Origin of the sequence: Acetobacterium paludosum, assembly GCF_008086595.1 — a bacterium.
Lineage (GTDB): Bacteria > Bacillota > Clostridia > Eubacteriales > Eubacteriaceae > Acetobacterium > Acetobacterium paludosum.
The window spans coordinates 164,787-182,245 of sequence record NZ_RXYA01000005.1 but is presented as its reverse complement, the minus strand read 5'-3'; the positions used below and the strand labels follow the sequence as shown (position 1 = coordinate 182,245).

14 protein-coding genes and 1 tRNA gene are annotated in these 17,459 nt (G+C 37.3%); 5 read left to right on the top strand and 10 right to left on the bottom strand.

The annotated features are described in order from the left end of the window. Window positions 1-13 precede the first annotated feature (13 nt). From FZC41_RS07205 to rlmH, 5 genes are all read right to left on the bottom strand, one after another. Window positions 14-907 (bottom strand): branched-chain amino acid ABC transporter permease, encoded by an 894-nt coding sequence (locus FZC41_RS07205; RefSeq protein WP_148566775.1) that lies wholly within the window; start codon window positions 905-907, stop codon window positions 14-16. 108 nt (window positions 908-1,015) lie between these two features. Then, window positions 1,016-2,182: an ABC transporter substrate-binding protein gene (locus FZC41_RS07200; RefSeq protein ID WP_148566722.1), complete on the bottom strand. Its 1,167-nt coding sequence runs from the start codon at window positions 2,180-2,182 to the stop codon at window positions 1,016-1,018. Between the two features lie 169 nt (window positions 2,183-2,351). Then, the gene (malQ, locus tag FZC41_RS07195) at window positions 2,352-3,881 is read right to left on the bottom strand and encodes a 4-alpha-glucanotransferase (RefSeq protein WP_148566721.1); all 1,530 of its coding nucleotides are present in this window, start codon (window positions 3,879-3,881) and stop codon (window positions 2,352-2,354) included. 1 nt (window position 3,882) lies between these two features. Continuing rightward, window positions 3,883-4,776 (bottom strand): Hsp33 family molecular chaperone HslO, encoded by an 894-nt coding sequence (gene hslO, locus FZC41_RS07190; RefSeq protein WP_148566720.1) that lies wholly within the window; start codon window positions 4,774-4,776, stop codon window positions 3,883-3,885. Window positions 4,777-4,888: 112 nt separating this feature from the next. Then, window positions 4,889-5,368, bottom strand: a complete 480-nt coding sequence (gene rlmH, locus FZC41_RS07185) for a 23S rRNA (pseudouridine(1915)-N(3))-methyltransferase RlmH (RefSeq protein ID WP_148566719.1) — start codon at window positions 5,366-5,368, stop codon at window positions 4,889-4,891. 182 nt (window positions 5,369-5,550) lie between these two features. Here rlmH and FZC41_RS07180 point away from each other — a divergent pair. Beyond that, window positions 5,551-5,627: transfer RNA gene (locus FZC41_RS07180), tRNA-Pro, on the top strand. 216 nt (window positions 5,628-5,843) lie between these two features. On the opposite strand, the gene FZC41_RS07175 is transcribed toward FZC41_RS07180, so the two are convergent. The 5 genes from FZC41_RS07175 to FZC41_RS07155 form a co-directional block, all read right to left on the bottom strand. Further along, window positions 5,844-6,488, bottom strand: a complete 645-nt coding sequence (locus FZC41_RS07175; RefSeq protein WP_148566718.1) for a DUF1638 domain-containing protein — start codon at window positions 6,486-6,488, stop codon at window positions 5,844-5,846. A gap of 184 nt (window positions 6,489-6,672) precedes the next feature. Then, a complete protein-coding gene (locus tag FZC41_RS07170; RefSeq protein ID WP_243136670.1) occupies window positions 6,673-8,133 on the bottom strand; it encodes a sigma-54 interaction domain-containing protein in 1,461 nt (486 codons plus the stop codon). A 127-nt stretch (window positions 8,134-8,260) separates the two neighbouring features. Next, a complete protein-coding gene (locus tag FZC41_RS07165) occupies window positions 8,261-9,676 on the bottom strand; it encodes a trimethylamine methyltransferase family protein (protein ID WP_148566716.1) in 1,416 nt (471 codons plus the stop codon). A gap of 30 nt (window positions 9,677-9,706) precedes the next feature. Next, entirely contained in the window at window positions 9,707-11,137 is a 1,431-nt protein-coding gene (locus tag FZC41_RS07160; RefSeq protein ID WP_148566715.1) for a trimethylamine methyltransferase family protein, read from the bottom strand. A gap of 40 nt (window positions 11,138-11,177) precedes the next feature. Continuing rightward, window positions 11,178-11,957, bottom strand: a complete 780-nt coding sequence (locus FZC41_RS07155; protein WP_148566714.1) for an aspartate/glutamate racemase family protein — start codon at window positions 11,955-11,957, stop codon at window positions 11,178-11,180. Between the two features lie 703 nt (window positions 11,958-12,660). Between FZC41_RS07155 and FZC41_RS07150 the strand changes: the two genes are divergently transcribed. From FZC41_RS07150 to FZC41_RS07135, 4 genes are all read left to right on the top strand, one after another. Further along, window positions 12,661-14,040 carry an MFS transporter gene (locus FZC41_RS07150; RefSeq protein ID WP_148566713.1) on the top strand — a complete coding sequence of 460 codons (1,380 nt, stop codon included), beginning with the start codon at window positions 12,661-12,663 and terminating at the stop codon, window positions 14,038-14,040. Between the two features lie 416 nt (window positions 14,041-14,456). Continuing rightward, on the top strand, window positions 14,457-15,674 hold the full coding sequence (locus FZC41_RS07145; protein WP_148566712.1) for an NAD/NADP octopine/nopaline dehydrogenase family protein: 1,218 nt from the start codon (window positions 14,457-14,459) through the stop codon (window positions 15,672-15,674). A 122-nt stretch (window positions 15,675-15,796) separates the two neighbouring features. Beyond that, window positions 15,797-16,651 (top strand): 3-methyl-2-oxobutanoate hydroxymethyltransferase, encoded by an 855-nt coding sequence (gene panB, locus FZC41_RS07140; protein WP_148566711.1) that lies wholly within the window; start codon window positions 15,797-15,799, stop codon window positions 16,649-16,651. Window positions 16,652-16,673: 22 nt separating this feature from the next. Further along, complete coding sequence (locus FZC41_RS07135) at window positions 16,674-17,327, top strand: cobalamin B12-binding domain-containing protein (RefSeq protein ID WP_148566710.1); 654 nt, start codon at window positions 16,674-16,676, stop codon at window positions 17,325-17,327. Window positions 17,328-17,459 lie beyond the last annotated feature (132 nt).

Below are 17,459 nucleotides of genomic sequence, written 5' to 3'. Positions count from 1 at the left end.
TTCTGGTACCCCCCTAAACCTTTTCAACTTGTTTTTTGCCAAGAATTCCATTGGGAAGAAACAAGAGAATAATAATTAAAATAATAAAAGCAACAGCATCCCGATAACCGGTCAGTGAAGGGAAGAAGGCAACCATTAGAACTTCAGAAAATCCAAGGATTAGGCCCCCAAGAACAGCTCCTTTAACATTACCGATGCCACCGATAACTGCGGCGATGAAACATTTTAATCCGGGAACAACACCCATGAGAGGCAGTACCGATGGATATTTCATGCACCACAAAAGTGCACCAACAGCGGCAAGACCGGAACCAATTGCAAAGGTTGAGGAAATGACGTTATCGATTTTAATACCCATCAATTTTGCGGTGTCATAATCGACAGATACGGCTCGCATTGCCATCCCAACTTTTGTTTTGTTGATAATAAAAAGCAGTACTGTCATGAGAAAAAAAGCAACAATTGGGATAACAATGGAAACTGGCTGAATGGATAATCCTCCAACGAAAATAGGCGTCGTCATAACTGGAAATTCCGGGAATGCTTGAGGTTTGCCAGAGAAAAGATAGGTTGCCAAATTTTCAAGCAAAAAAGAAACCCCTATAGCAGAGATTAAAAGTGATGTTTTTGGTGCTTCACGCAGTGGGCGATAAGCCATTCGCTCAATTCCGGCACCCAAAAGCATCGTTAGTAAAATTGTAATAATAAATGTCACATACCATGGAAGAAAAAAGACTGAAATCCCAAAATATGCAAAATAAGCAGCCATCATAAATATATCGCCATGGGCAAAATTGATAAGCTTTAATATTCCATAAACCATCGTATAGCCAATGGCAATTAAGGCATATAAACTTCCAAGCGATAATCCGTTAATGAGTTGCTGTAAGAATGTTGAAAGTGTCATTCCGACGACCATAATTATAACCTCATTTATATCTTTAGAATTGAATTGAGGGTATCCAAAAATAAATACCCTCAAAGTTTAAACTATCTTATTCGTATTTCTGTTTTTTTATTGTGTAATGGTAACTGTGTCTAAATAAGTGAATTTACCATCTTTGACAACTTTTACAATGGCACTATTCTTTTCAGCGTCGCCATTGGCATTAATGGTGATAACACCGGTAGCACCTTCGAAATTAGTTGTTGTAGCTAGGGCATCTCGAATGGCTTGTGGATCAGCAGAACCAGCGCGTTGAATGGCATCCATGAGCATCATGTAACCGTCATAACCAAGAGCCGTTACCGCTGGAATATTTTGACGATCAGGATAAAGTTTTTTGTATTCTGCTACAAAAGTTTTTCCTGCTTCAGTTGGGGGGTTGGTATCATCAAAGAACGTTGACATAACAGCACCTTCAACATCAGCTCCACCGACGGTGATAAATTCGTTGGTTTCCCATGTATCCCCACCGATAATTGGACAAGTAATGCCAAGTGCACGTGCTTGTTTAATGAGTAAAGCGGATTCTGTGTAATTACCAGGTGCAAAGATTACATCTGGGTTGGTTGCTTTGATATTGGTTAAAATACCGTTGAAATCCTGGTCGCCGGTGTTATAGTTACCAGTAGAAACAATTGCACTGGCATCACCGCTTAATTTTGTAAATGAATCGGTGAAAAATTTAGCTAAGCCAACAGAATAGTCATTGGAAACTTCCTGAACAATGGCAACCTTCTTGGCACCCAAGGTTTTGTATGCATAGTTGGCCATTACAGTTCCCTGGAAAGGATCCAAGAAACAGACGCGGAAATAATAATCATTTCCTAATGTAACTTGTGGATTTGTTGCGGACAGAGCAATAGCTGGAATCTTATTTGATTTTACAATGTCGCCAGCTGCCATGGAAAGTGAAGATCCCCATGAACCCAGTATTGCAGAAACTTTGTCTTTCTCGATTAATCGAGCAGCGGCGGTAGTCGCTTCGGCCTTGTCTGATTTATTATCAGCAACGACAAGTTCTACCTTTTTGCCTAATACCTCAGGGTGTAATTGGTTGGCCAATTGAACCCCTTCAAGTTCTAATTCTCCACCGGAAGCATTTGCACCGGTTAAAGGTTCGAATACACCTACTTTGATAACGTCGCTGTTATCTGAAGAAGTAGATGATCCAGAGCATCCTGCGGTCATGGTAGCAACTAATGCTAAGCATAACAGCAATGATAGTGATTTTTTCATGGTAAAGTCCTCCTCTTTTTTTTCATTCCTTAAATTTACCTTTGATTATTATACCAAAACTTAAGGTTTCATTGCAAGGTTATATTGAAAAAATGTTTGAAGACTGCGGACACTTGTCTATTATTTTTTATTTGCTAAAAAATGGCTAATTATAGCAGGTGAGTTGAATTTATCCAATGGTACGTTTGTAAATTGAATTCATTTGTTTCATCCAGTCGATGTCAATTTGTGATAAACCATCTCGAGTCATTCTAAAAAGCCAATTATTACTTGTTGTTCCAGGCTTGTTCATTCGGGTATCTTTTCCAAATCCACAAATATCCTGTATGGGGAGAATTACTAAATTGGCGACGCTTTGCCAAAGGGTACGAATAAATGCCCGGCAGGACAAACTGTGATATCCGCCAAGCTGCCATTGATTTTCCCATTGATCGTTATAACCGCAATAGTTAAATGCATAGGTTCGTTGCTCTATAGAATATTCAAACAGGGTGCCTAAGAGGGTGTTATTATCATGAGTGCCAGAGTAGACGACCATATTTGGTTTGTAATTATGTGGCAGGTGGATATTGTCGTTGTTATCCATAAAAGCGAATTCCATGATTCGCATTCCTGGGAAACCTGTTTGATACAGAAGTTCGGTGAGTGCAACGTCCTGTAGTCCAAGATCTTCTGCAATAATATTGGGATTGGGGAAACAATTATTTAAAGCATTAAAAAAATCAATGCCCGGTCCAGAAACCCATCGACCATTTTTAGCAGTTGGTTCAGATGCGGGGATAGACCAGTAGGCAGAAAAACTTCGAAAATGGTCAATCCGAACGTAGTCATAGGTTAGTAGAGCTGTTTTTAATCGATTCATCCACCATGAATAGCCATTTTCTTTCATGACATCCCACCGATAAAGGGGATTGCCCCAAAGTTGACCATTCTCAGAAAAATAGTCGGGAGGAACACCGGCAACTTCCAGAGGATAACCTTTATTATTCAATTGGAAAAGTTCGGGATGACTCCACACATCTGAACTAGTATGAGCAACATAAATAGGAAGGTCACCGATGATTTTAATTCCTTTTGAATTGGCATAGTTTTTAAGATCTCGCCATTGTTTATCATATGCATATTGAAGAAAGTTATGATAATTAATTTCTTCTGCTAATTTTGCTCGCACAGAAGAAAGGGCCGACGGGTTACGATGAACAAGGTTTGTATCAATCCACTTCGTCCAATCATTTTCAGAAAAAAAATCTGAAAGAGCCGAGTAAAGAGAAAAATCGGGAAGCCATTCACTATTGGCTTCACAATAATTCCGGATTCTTTCATTTTGCTTGTGAGTTAAACGAGAGAAGGCAAGTTTGAAGATTGTTTTACGATTTTTAATAATAGCTGAGTAATTAATTGAATAAGGTGAATCAAAAGACTGACAACTTGATAGTTCATCTTTTGATAACAAATCCCATTGAAAAAGGATGTCCAAATCAATCAGGAGCGGGTTGCCGGCAAAAGCTGAAATGCTTTTATATGGTGAAAAGTAGTCATCTACTGGTCCGGTTGGAAGGATTTGCCAATAGGTGCAATTCATACTAACAAGAAGATCAATAAAATTTTGAGCTTCCAGACCTAAAGTACCAATGCCATAGTCACCCGGAAGGGATGAAATATGCATGAGAACTCCGCTTGAACGTTTTGTTAACTGCATTTTATTCCCCTTTTTTTATTTCATTTTGAATAAGATCGACGATCGATTGAAGTTGTTCAGGTGTAAAATGATATTTTTCTTGACAAAAATCACATTTGATTTCAATAATTTCCTGATCAGCAATAATATCGATGAGATCCGCTGCTCCAATGGCAGTGAGAGCTTTTATGACACGATTACGGGAACAGTCGCAGAAAAAACGGGCTTCTTCTATTTCTGAGATTTTCACCCCAATATTTTTAAAGAGCTCTGCTAAAATATTTTCTGGGGATTTTCCTTCATCTAATAGTTTGGTCATGGAAGGAGTACTTGCCAATGCCTTTTCCAAGGCATCAATGGTGGCATCATCGGTATCAGGCATCAGCTGAATAATAAAACCGCCTGCCTGCTTAACGGAACCATCTTTATTTAACAGAACGCCCAAAGATACAGAAGTCGGGATTTGTTCAGACTGGGCATAATAATAGGTCAAATCTTCAGCTATTTCTCCGCTTATTAAAGGGGAGTATCCCACATAAGGTTCTTTAAGGCCAATGTCTTTCAAAATATTTAAAGAACCTTCCCCGATAGCCTCTGATACAGACATGGGTGACGCATATGAATCATTTAAATCATTTACATAAGGATAACCTTTAACGTTACCGTTAGCATCTGCAGTTACTAATAGACCCTTCACAGGACCATCGCCGGCTATTTTTAATGTGATCATTTCATCAGCATTTTTCATCATGGACCCCATTAAGGATCCCGCGGTAAGAAGTCGACCCAGAGCTTGAGTTACAACAGGACTGGTTTGATGGATTGCATGTGCAATTTCAACGATGTTTTGTGTTGTGGCTGCAAATACTCGGATTTGTCCATTTCCAGCGGTGGCTTTTATTACATAATCTGGCATATTTCACCTCTATTAGTTTAATGATTTTGAGTAAACCTGCTTAAGCATCCAAATGACAATCATTTCATCTGGATGCTTAAGCAGAATTTTATAACAACTTCCCCAGGAAGTCTTATTTATGATAGGTTTCTCCACGATTGATTTTAAAGGCACGATACAATTGTTCTAAAAGCAAGACCCGAAAGAGCTGATGGGGGAAAGTCATTTCAGAAAAAGATAATTTCCAGTTTGAACAATTGGTAATTTCTGATGATAACCCGATTGATCCGCCAATAACAAAAGTAAGTTGGCTTTTTCCTTGAATTCCATAGTTTTCAATTTTTTTTGCGAAAGCTGGAGAATCCATTTGATGTCCATGGATTTCAAGGGTTATTAGAATGTCTTCATCTCTTAAATAAGGAAGAATTCGTTTCCCCTCAATTTCCAAGGCTTTCATTCGTTGGGCATCACTTGATTTTTCAGGGATTTTTTCATCTTTAACTTCAATTATCTCCAGACGACAATAAGCGCTTAAGCGCTTTAAATACTCGTTAATCGCTGATTTAAGGTACTTTTCTTTGATTTTCCCCACCGCAACAATTCGAATATTCATTTAGAATGCATATAACGCAAGCATACTAACAGCAATGACAGCAACCAATACTAATGCGCCGATGCGATACCATTTATTTTTTGTGTGCATAATTTTTTTCCTCCAAAGGATTGATATTTTTCTAAATATAGTTTACAATAAACAAGTCGGAATTGCAACAGTTGGAATTAAAACATTATCAACGGGGTGTGGCTCAGCTTGGTAGAGCGCATGGTTCGGGACCATGAGGCCGGAGGTTCAAATCCTCTCACTCCGACCATTTTTTTATTTTATCGATATTTAGCATCTTGAGAAAGGTGCTTTTTTGTTTGCGAGGCATGTTGCCGAGCTAATAGGTCTGCAAAAAGTAACGAAAAGCAACGCTGCTTTTCCAGCTGATGGAGACCGTTTCAAAAATTGTGTATTTATATTATGGCAAGTTATTAAAAAAAGAGCGGTCATACATTAAAAATCATTTTTATGAGTAACGTGAATGCTATTTGCGAAACATTTCTTCGGAAATATAGCCTTCTGGCAGAATCATTAAATAGCGATCATCCATTATACCATTTAGCATATTTAAAACTAGATGAATGTCACCGGATGTTTCTTGAAGTTGTAAACCTAAACGTTCGGCAATGGTAGAACAATCATGACGAACTCGATCTTCTTCTATTCCAGTATTGACATACATTAGATAATGATAGTTTCTGTACATAGTTTTTACTACACGCAAGGCACGTTTTTCTCCATATTTTTCTTTAATACGGTCATATTCATAACCAAGGTTTTCATTACCCCATAACCAGCCTTGCGAAATAAAATAGGATGTTCGACGCATATCGTTAACATGCGGATTATGACAGAGTAAAATATCAATACAATCTTCGACTTTAGGTAAAATAATTGGACATTGCCGTGTTTGTATACCACATAATGCCTGCCCACAATGGCCATACAAAAGATAAATTACATCAGCGTCAAAATGTTTATCAATGGCTGATTGTACTTTTTTATGAAGTGTTTCAGGAATGTTATGTAAATGATCTTCTAACCAATCGAACTCAAAATCCGATGAGTTGTCATAATATTTCTCTATTTCCTTACGGATTACGTTGCATCCGATTACTATTTTTTTCATATAACTACCTCTTTGTAAAATAGTGTTAGGGTAAGGGCTGAAATCTCCACCTGAATGTTCTTTGATAAGGGGACAGAACAGGGATGTGCTTTCTAGCTCGATACAAAATTATTTACAGTCTCGGTTTTCAGTGTATCCCCATTTCTACATTTTTATTTTTATCTTACAATAAACGAACTATTTTTTAAATTATAGAGTTATCTTCAATGACATTTATTTGATGAAGATGTATCTTGTACTGTAAATTCTGTCGGGAAATTCCAAGATCACGGGAACTTTTCGAAATATTATATTTATTTGTTTCTAAGACATCCATGATCATTTGTTTTTCGATTTTATTGAGAGTAGCTTTTAAATTCTTATCGTCTATACTTACAGATAGATACTTTTCATATATTTTTTTATCTGAAATATTTTTTCGTAAATATGCAGGCAATAAATCTGGTGTTAGTATCGTGTCTTGATATTGTGCTAAGTAGATGGCATGAGTTACAGCATGTTTCAGTTCCCGAATATTTCCAGGCCAGTCATGGCTGAGAAGAACTTCCTGGGATTCCTTGGAAACTTCAAAAAGCTGTTTACCCATTGCCGTTCCCTCAGTTGAAAGAAAAAAAGGGACAAGATCAAGAATATCTTGTCTGCGATCTTTGAGTGGGGGTAAATTTATGGAAAAAACAGCTAAACGATAATATAAATCTGAACGAAGTCTTTTTTCTTCAATGGCTTTTAAAGGATCCTGGTTTAATGCACTGAGCAAACGAATATTGGAAGTGATTTCTTTATTACCCCCAACTTTTCGGTATTTCCCCGTTTCCAGTACACGAAGGAGCTTTGATTGTAAACCCAGGTTCATTGAGTTGATTTCATCCAGAAAAATGGTGCCTCCTTCAGCCGTCTCTAATAACCCCACAGAATCAACCGCACCAGTAAAGGAACCTTTTACAGTTCCGAAAAGTGTGCTTTCAAGAAGATTCTCAGGAATAGCACTGCAATTGATGGCTATAAAAGGCTTATTTGCTTGGGGGCTTGCGTTATGAATACTTTGGGCAAAAACTTCCTTCCCAGTACCGGTTGGGCCAGCAATGAGAATTGGGGCTGTGGTCTGGGCGGCAATTTCTGCATGTCGAATACATTCAGTCATATTCGCACTAGTACCTATAATATCCTTAAATGTAAATTGGGTGCCGTTATTTTTAAGCTGTTGAGACTTTAAATCATTTTGTAATTTTTTTATGGTAGAAGCCATATGAATATAATCGGAAATATCTCGGTAGATGCAGATGGCGGCTTCTACTCTATTTGGTTTGGTTCTGGAAAAAACCGGGTAAGTGCTACTAATGACATCAGCAACCTTTCCAGATGGGGATGTATATTTCACATGGACATCCTGAACTTTTTTTCCGGTTTTTAAAACCAGAGATTCCATGGATTCATTTTCAAGATAATCATAGATGTCACTCATGTTTTTTCCGATAACATCTTCATGTTTCATATTTTCGATGATTTCGCAGCCTTTTGAATAGCATACAATTTTTCCACTTGAATCAACAACATGGATACAAACATCTTCAATACGTTCTACATCTTGAATGGGAAAAGAATTTGCATCAAAAGCTTCCAAAATGGATTCATTATTATCTTTCACTTTTTGATTCTCCATTTCATGGTTTTTTAACTTTGATTGTATAATAACATGATTCCCCAAAAAATCATATAGACAACCCCTGAGCGAAGTTGTCTGTCTGATAAGGGGATTTTAATAATTAAGGTTTTTATTGGTATCTTTTCTCGATTTCTTCAATTCTTGAGAGGATAGATGGATCCAGTTCAGGTATTTTGTGGGTATTAATAATGGCATCAATTTTTTCATTAACCATTTCCATGATATCCGACTGATCAGGATTAACCATCCGACGTTTGAAAAAGTCTGGGTACCAGACACTTCTGAAATTGCTTAAAGTATGCATTTCATTGAGGTAGTGACCGCCATGACCTACACATTTAATGACGTCTATTGCCAGGGCTTCTTCGGTCACTTCTACACCACTGGAATAAGCAGAAAGCTGATTAATCATTTCATTAGCCAGGACGACCATAGCAGGTGATACAGAATTACAGTGATCAAGTACACCAATATCATGAACGATGTTTGCCTTGCTTAAAATAGAAGAGAAAAGTTCCATCTGTACTTCTGCAATGGATTGTGAATCAACGGTTTTGGCATCACTGCAACCAGCTGTTCCATAAAAAGGAAGATTATAGTAATTTGCCAGTTCAGAAGCTGCAGCAACCGATTTATGGAATTCCGGAGCACCATAAGAACCAATGGTAGTTTGCATGTCGAATACGGTGGGCATGGAACCATAAATCAATGGAGCACCTTCGTTGACGGCCTGGGTAATAACGACACCAGCCAAAATTTCAGCATTATTTTGAGTTAAGGCACCGGCGATGGTAATGGGAGAGGTACCACCCATCATGCTGTAAGGCATATAAACTACTGGTATTTTATTGGTTGCACTGACAAATAATTTTTCCGTGCTCTCAATCGGGTGTGTCAACGGTGGGATTGGTTCGCAATAATTAAAAATAAAGGGCTTTTCTGTTAATTCTTTATGTCCGCCTGCAACAACAGCCGCAATGTCAATAATCTCTTGAAGAGATTCAATATCATTGGTAGAAAAGTTAATGGTCTTATCAAAATTTTTAAGGGTTTCAATAAAGGTAACCTGAGACTGTACCCGGGGATTTACATCAGCGCACATTCCTACGGACAGGATAAAACTGATGTTGGACAGATAACTTCCGATTTTACACATGTCTTTAATATCTGATTTTAGGAAAGGTCGTGCCATATTGGTTTTATAATCGAGAATTTCCAACTGATCGGAATGAGTTCCGAAATAAACATTGTTATTGCTGTTAATCACCATATTAGGTTTGCCATCTCGGGTATAGAGGGTTAGTTCTTTTGGAATGGTATTCAGGGCTTTATCGACAACGGTCTTTGGAAATTTAACTAGATCTCCTTCAATGGTACAACCGTATTTTTTCAAACATTCAATGGTTCGTTCACCAACAACCCGCATGCCGAAGTTTTCTAGCAGATCCATGCTCTTTTCATGAATAGTTTCAATTTTATTTTTATTTAATACATTGAATTCAATATTTCTTTGTGTGGTTTCCATAGGTTCTCCTTGTCTTTTTTATAATTTAAATTAGATTTTTTCGCGATAGCAGGCAGGGATATATTCATCCAGCAAGGCTGCTTGTTCTTTTGTAATGTCTGGTGGGGTATAGGTAGATAAACGAATTTTAACGGCTTCTTGAACATCTTTTAAGACCGGTTTACTTCCTTTTTCCTGCCATTGGTTAGGGTCTTCTTTATTAAAATATTTTGGAACAAAAAATTCCTCTTTAAACATTTTTGGAGTTCGACCTTGTAAGAAGTTTCCACGAGGGCCGATTTTAGCAATAAGATCATGACACAAGTAACTTTCTTCAATATTAATTCCTTTTAAAAGACGACGGTTCATTCGGTAGGTGTCTTCGTCCATTAAGAATTTTTCGAAACTTAAAATATTGAAGCTTCCCATGATACCACAGGAATGAAGGACTAAATCAGGAGCGGCTTCAAGGGTCGAGCGAATCATCATATCGGATTCAATACCGGCCTGTATATCAAAATCTTTCGCATCACTTAGGCCACCACCGGTACGGCAGGGGAGTTTATAAAAATCAGCCAGTCCTCGGGTTGCATAAGAAATCAAAGCTGTTTCAGGAGCGCCAATGCTTAATTGAATGGTGCGCAGGTTTGTGGACGCCGAGGTTTGTCCATAAACAACCGGTAATCCAGGTTTGACAAGCTGCGACATAACCATACCAGCTAAGACTTCAGCATTGGTCATGGCAATAAGCCCGGCAACCGAAGGTGGACCGGTTAGCACCGGCATGGCGCAAGGACTGAACCAAACCGGTTGGTTCATTTCGGTGGCAATCAAGAATTTTTCCAAAGGATCATGGTCGAAACATAACGGTGATAAGGAATTAACATGGACAATATTATTATAGACTCCACTTCGGCCTTCGAATCTGTCAATGAGTTCAAGTCCTTTTTTAAAAGATTCCCGGATATTTGATTTTAGTGGGAAGGTATTTGCCTGCAAATGAAGCGCTGTTTTATTTGAATATTTTAAGATCATCGCAATCGGACTGAATACCCGTTCGTCTAAGGATAATTCTTTGTCATCTAAAAAAATATTGAAGTAATTACAATTGATAACGTCGCTGGTATCTGACAATTTAAACTGATCAACAGCGTCATCATTGGTCATTTTATGGAGATGTTCATTTTCTAATCTGAATATATTACCCACACCGGGCATTAAAATGAGACTGCCTCCTCCTAAGGTATGGTTTCCCTTGGAATTTTCGATGGTAAATGTTTCCGGGATAGTTGAGATGGTGTCCATCACCATTTTCTCTTCTAAAAAAACAACATTCCCTTCAATGCGAGCGCCATGATTTTTGAAAATTTTAAGAATTTCTGGGTGCTCAAATTTTACACCCACTTCATGAAGAATTCTAAGTGATTCTTCATGAATGATTTGTATATCTGCTTTTGATACATATTTTTCATATGGTTTCATTGTTTTAATCCCCTTTTATGTATTGTGATATTTTTATAATTTAGATATGACCGTAGTAATCACGATGAGCTACGCAGGAATAAGCATAGTCTAGTAAAGTACCCCAGCTGAATATAGGTAAATCTACCGCAGTTTGGATCGCTCTGGCGAAAGGCTGCATACCTGTACATTCTAACATGATTGCTTTAATATCAGGGTGTTCTACGATGAATTTCTTAGTGATTTGAATCATATCTTTTTCAGATTCGTCATAATAACTTTCAGGTATTTCAGGTCTTTTTTCATGATCCCATAAGGTGTCAAATTGAGGACAACCATATTCATCCTGAGCTCCGGCAATATAGAAGTTGCTTTTTAGATTGATTCCAACTTTTTCTAAATGAGTATTGGTTAAAAAACGTTTTTGAGCACATATTATGCCAACGGCATTGGTGGGTCCGATTAGTTGTTGAATAAAGGGAACCTGGAGAAGGCTTGACATAAACACAGGAATGTCAACAGCTGCTGCCACATCTTGTTGAAAGTATGCGAAGTAGCCACATTCAGCTGCGATGGCACGACAACCCATGCGTTCCAAATTTTTAGCGGCTTGAACAATTGGTTCACGACAGGGTGTTTTATCCTGTTCCCAAACTAAAGTATAGTTATCAACACCCTTTGCGATTTCATATTGAATTGGGAAATCCCAGGCACTGGCATTACGAACATCTCCAGGGAAGCCGGGATACGCATCATCCAATACCATAATGCCAATACCCATACCATAGCATGTATGGTTTTTTCGTGTGGTCATGTAGTTAATTCCTAAATCTCTTTGCATTTATTCCTCCTAAATTATAAATAATCAATAGCTTTTGCTATATGCAGATAATACAAAGCAAGTATTGTGCCAAATATATGGTTTGAAATCAGAATTTGGTTCTTTACTAAATTTAGGAGATGAAAAAAGTATGTTGAAAATGCGATAAATATATTATAAAGTTAGAAGAATTATGATATGTATCTAAATGATTAAAATATTGCGTAGGATAAATTTACGAAAATGTCCAAGGATGCTTACGATTTAATGTGAGCATTTTAGTAATTAACGATATATTTATAAGTTGCAACAACATATGCAAAAAAAGAATACATGCAAAAATATGTGCTATAAGGTTAAAATCCCCGATTTAAAGCGAACGATGTAAACCATTTCAAAAAAAAGCGAACGATAAGTGCATAAAAATTTGCAGCAGGTATGAATTTCCTACGGACGCGGTACCTTAGAAAAAGGGCTGAAACCTGGATTTTAAAATATAATAATTTTTACGATTTGGCATAAAGCTTGCTACAGATATACCATAAGAAAATAAAAGGTATTAAAAACTGGAGGGAGTTGTGTAAAAACAAAAATCGGCTTTGGCTAAATGTGTTTTAGAAGATGAATTGAAAATGAAAAATGAAGGGATGGTTAAATAGTGATGAAATGGCAATTGGCCATTTAAATTGAGTAAAAAAGATAATTTATTAAAAGGAGAATATTTATGAATAGTCAAGTAGTTAATGATAAAAGAATCAACATGGATGATCTTCCACTTAACAAGTTTCATATTAAGATGACGGCACTAACTTTTGGTGCACATTTCACAGATGGTTTCTCATTAGGGACCATAGGTATGGCTCTCATTCTCATTCAAAAACAAATTTATTTGAGTCCTCAATGGATGGGATTACTCGGAGCATCTGCATTAATAGGACTCTTCTTTGGAAGTATCATTCTTGGTGGTATTTCTGGTAAAATTGGAAGACAAAAGATATTCTTGATTAACTTTGTTATGATCACAGTGTGTTCTGGACTTCAGTTTTTTGTAAACGATCCGCTTTCGCTATTTATTTTGAGAATAGCGATTGGATTTGGTTTAGGGGGGGACTATGCGGTAGGTGTGTCTCTACTTGCTGAGTTTGCACCGAAAAAGTCAAGAGGCGTTCTTCTTGGCGCACTAAGTGTAGTTTGGACTGTTGGGTATGTAGCAGCAAATATTATTGGTGTTATATTAATATCTTCCGGCAATCCTGAAATATGGAGATGGATGCTGGCAAGTGCTGCAATCCCTGCAGTAATCGTACTAATACTACGAATTGGAACCCCTGAGTCACCAAGATGGCTTGAAAGCAAAGGTCGTCGAGACGAAGCCGAGGCAATTGTACATAAGTATCTTGGAAATAATGTTTATATGGATCCAGAACCAGTTACAACAAAAAAAGTCAGTTATTTTGACCTCTTTAATAAGGAAAATCGAAAACGTACAGCTTTCGGCGGTTTATTCTTCATGGCAATCGTTATTCCTTATTTTGCAATATATACTTTTCTGCCGTTAATATTGACAACAATGAATTTGGCAGAAACTTGGACCGTTGATCTGGCATTGAATCTTATGCTTATATTTGGTGGGCTCGTTGGTCTTTGGATGACTATAAAAATGACGCGTCGAGGATTTACACTATGGTCCTTTGGGGTCATGGCCGTGGCGTTGGTTCTACTTGTTTTTATTCCTAGTGCTACCATTCAGATCATAGCATTTTTGATATTTACATTCTTTATGACTGCAATTTCGAATCTTACAGGGGTCTATCCTCCAGAATTATTTCCGACAAATCTTCGGTCAGAAGGTGTTGGAATTTGTACGGCAATCAGCCGATTAGGAGCTGCGATTGGAACATATCTGTTACCTGTTGGTATTGCCGGAATCGGTTTTACACCTACAATGGTTGGATTGATAGCTGTACTTGCATTTGGCTTTATCATGTCATATTTTTGGGCACCAGAAACTAAGGATGCCAACTTGGTTAAATCGTCTGAAATTAAATTAGGAGACACTGCTGGTGTACTTGTACCGAATAAAACATCAGAGAATGAAGTATAAAAGAATTATAAAAAAGAGGTATCTCAATTTTTTTAAATTGACGAGATCTCTTTTTGTTTTATTTTCGGGAATATCCGCCAAATTTGAAAATGAATGAAAAAGTGACATGTGGGAGTGCAAAAAAAAAGAATAGGGTGCAAAATAAATTGCATACTAAAGAAAGTTTTGTTACAAGTCTTTTTTTGAAAGAAAAGAATTAATATCTTTAAGTTCAGCCATATAGATGCAAAATAATTTGCATCTATAATTTGTTCAACAAATATAAAAGAAAAAAGAAGATGATTAAAGCTCATAGAAATCGTATTTTCAAATAATTCGATGATTTTATTTATTTGGCATGAACTTTGCTTTAAACAATAACGTAAAAACAAATAATCAGTTATTCATATTAAACTGAATTTAAAGGAGAAAAAATTATGGCAGATATGAGTTATTTAAAAGACAAGCCTATAGCAGTATTAGGTGCTGGTGCAGTTGGAAAGGCAATTGCCGGAGACTGTGCTTTAGGAGGAGCAAAAGTTAGAATTTGTGACTTTGAACCTTTTGCAGATAAAACGTTAAAAAACGTAGAAAAAGTTGGAATTAAATTTTTTGGCGAACAAGTAAATCTTTATGGTTTCGAACGTGAAGGCTTTGCAAAAATGGAGAAGGTTACGACAGATGTTGCGGAAGCTGTAAAAGGAGCAGGAATCATTGTTATTGCAACGCCAACCTTTGGACATAAGCCATTTTTCGAAAAATTAATTCCTTGTTTGGAAGATGGACAAGTGATCCATATCTTTCCAGACAACTTCGGCACTTTGATCTTACGAAAAATGATGCGGGAAGCAGGATGTACTAAAAATGTTATTATCGGCGGCTGGTCTAGTTCTACTTATGGTAGCCGTGTAGAAATGCCAGGTGGTGTGATTACTCATAAAATCAGAGTATATTATCGTGCAATTACTCTTCGTGGTGCGGCTATGCCTGCTACTGATACTGAAGCTTTCATCGAAAGCTCAAAATATTTACCGTCAATGGATGCAGTTACTGAAGGTGAAGGAGCAGTTGCTGGTGATACCGTCTTAGACACTGGTTTCTCAAATGTTAACCCTGTGCTTCATTGCCCAGGAGCAATCCTTGGTGTTTCAACTATGGAAAACTTTGGAACAATATTCGGAGAAGATAAGTTTAAATTTTCTATTTATTCACATGCGTATTGTCCTTCCATTTCACAGGTGCAATACACCTTCTACCAAGAAGAGTGTACCCTTGCAGATACAATCGGCGTAGGTATCCAACCCTATGAAAAAGAAAACTTTTTCTCTCGGGAAAATGTATTAGGGCAGGAATATATGGGACTTGATTATTTAATTCCGTTTGATAAACAGGATCCTATCCAATATGGAACAGGACCATTCTCCATGGAAAACAGATATATCACTGAAGATATTCCTGTAGGTTGCTATGTTTATCAGCAGCTTGGAGATGTCTATGGTGTTAATACTCCTGTGGTAGACTCAATGATCAGTTTAGCATGTGCAATTCTTGGAAGAGATCTAATAGCCAAAGGATACACACTTGAGTACATCGGCATTGACAATATGAACAAAGAAGAACTTAATGAGTATTTAAGAACTGGGAAAACAAAATAGACGGACTTTTCGATTGAGACCATCAATCCTTCGCACGTTTAAAAGCGTGCGATGATGGATGGTCTTTGTATAAGACTAGCAAAAATCCAGAAAATAAGATTATTTAATAAAAAGGAGATAACATGAAAAAAAGCATTATTAATTTTCGAGAAATGGCGGAGAAGAAAGAAAAGATTGTTTACATCACTGGATATGATTATTTAACCGCGAAATATGAGGAGCGAGCAGGAGTTGATATGATCCTTGTTGGAGATTCCTTGGGTATGGTTACACTGGGTCATGAAACAACTTACCCTGTGACCATGGAAGACATGATTTCACATTCATCAGCAGTACATCGGGGTGCACCCAATACATTTATAATAGGAGATATGCCCTATATGTCTTACCAGATTTCAAATGAAGAGGCTGTATTTAATGCTGGTCGTTTCACAAAAGAAGCATTAGTAGATGCCATTAAATTAGAAGGCGGTACCGATTCCGTTTGCGAACGCATTAAAGCCATTGCAGATGTTGGTATTTTGGTTATGGGTCATATTGGCTTAACACCTCAATTTGCAGCACAAATGGGTGGATACAAAGCCCAGGGAAAAAGTGCTGGGGCTGCTATGGAATTGTTGAGACAGGCATTGGAGATCGAAGCTGCGGGAGCATCATTTATTCTGGTGGAAGGTGTACCAGCAGTGGTTGGGAAGGCGATCACTGAACGATTGAGCATTCCTGTTTTAGGTATAGGTGCAGGATCTTTTACTGATGGACAATTACTGATTTATGCGGATATGGTGGGTTACTATGATGACTTTACGCCGAAATTTGTGAAAAAATATGCAAATGTCGGAGCAGAATTACTGAAAGGATTTACAGCATTTTGTGAAGAAGTTCGTAATGGCACATTTCCAGATGATAATCTTCATACTTATCTCATTGCGGATGAAGAAGCTGTAAATCTTGAAAAACTTTTAGCAGAAATCGAATAAAATAAGGAAAAGGAAAAAAGATATGATGAATATAGCTAATTTAGGACAATTTGTAATCGATGGGAACGAACCAGGTGTGATTGAAAATGTCAATCTACTGGTTGCAGGAAAAGCAGATCCTATTACTATTATTAATGAGGGTTTACTTAGCGGAATGAATGTTGTAGGCGAAAAATTTAAAAGTGGAGAAATGTTTGTACCGGAAGTATTAATGGCAGCCAGAGCAATGAATGCAGGGATGGATATTGTTAAACCGCTTATTGCAGATAATGACATGCCAAGTTTGGGAACAATCGTGATAGGTACAGTAAAAGGTGATCTTCATGACATCGGTAAAAACTTGGTAGTGATGATGCTTGAAAGTGCAGGTTTCAAAGTCATAGATCTTGGTATCGATGCAAAAGTCGAACAGTTTGTAGCAGCAGTAAAAGAAAATGATGCAGATATCATAGGGATGTCAGCCATGCTGACAACTACAATGACTTATATGCAAGAAGTCATTAAAGCTTGTGAAGCGGAAGGTTTGGATGTACAGTATCTTGTTGGTGGTGCACCATTATCGCCAGGTTACAGTGAAAAAATCGGAGCAATTTATGCAGCAGATGCTTCTGGCGCAGTGGATACAGCGAAAAAATTAGTAGGTGATTCTGTTATGAAAGAAGTAATGTTTGCATAATATTAAACTAAAGCAAAAAAAAGCATCAGGCAATAAAGAAATCCAAATGTGCATAAAATAGTAAAACCGAACTCAGGCACTCAGAAAAAGGAGTGCCTTTTTTAAAAATAAATTATATTTAAAAATTAGAGA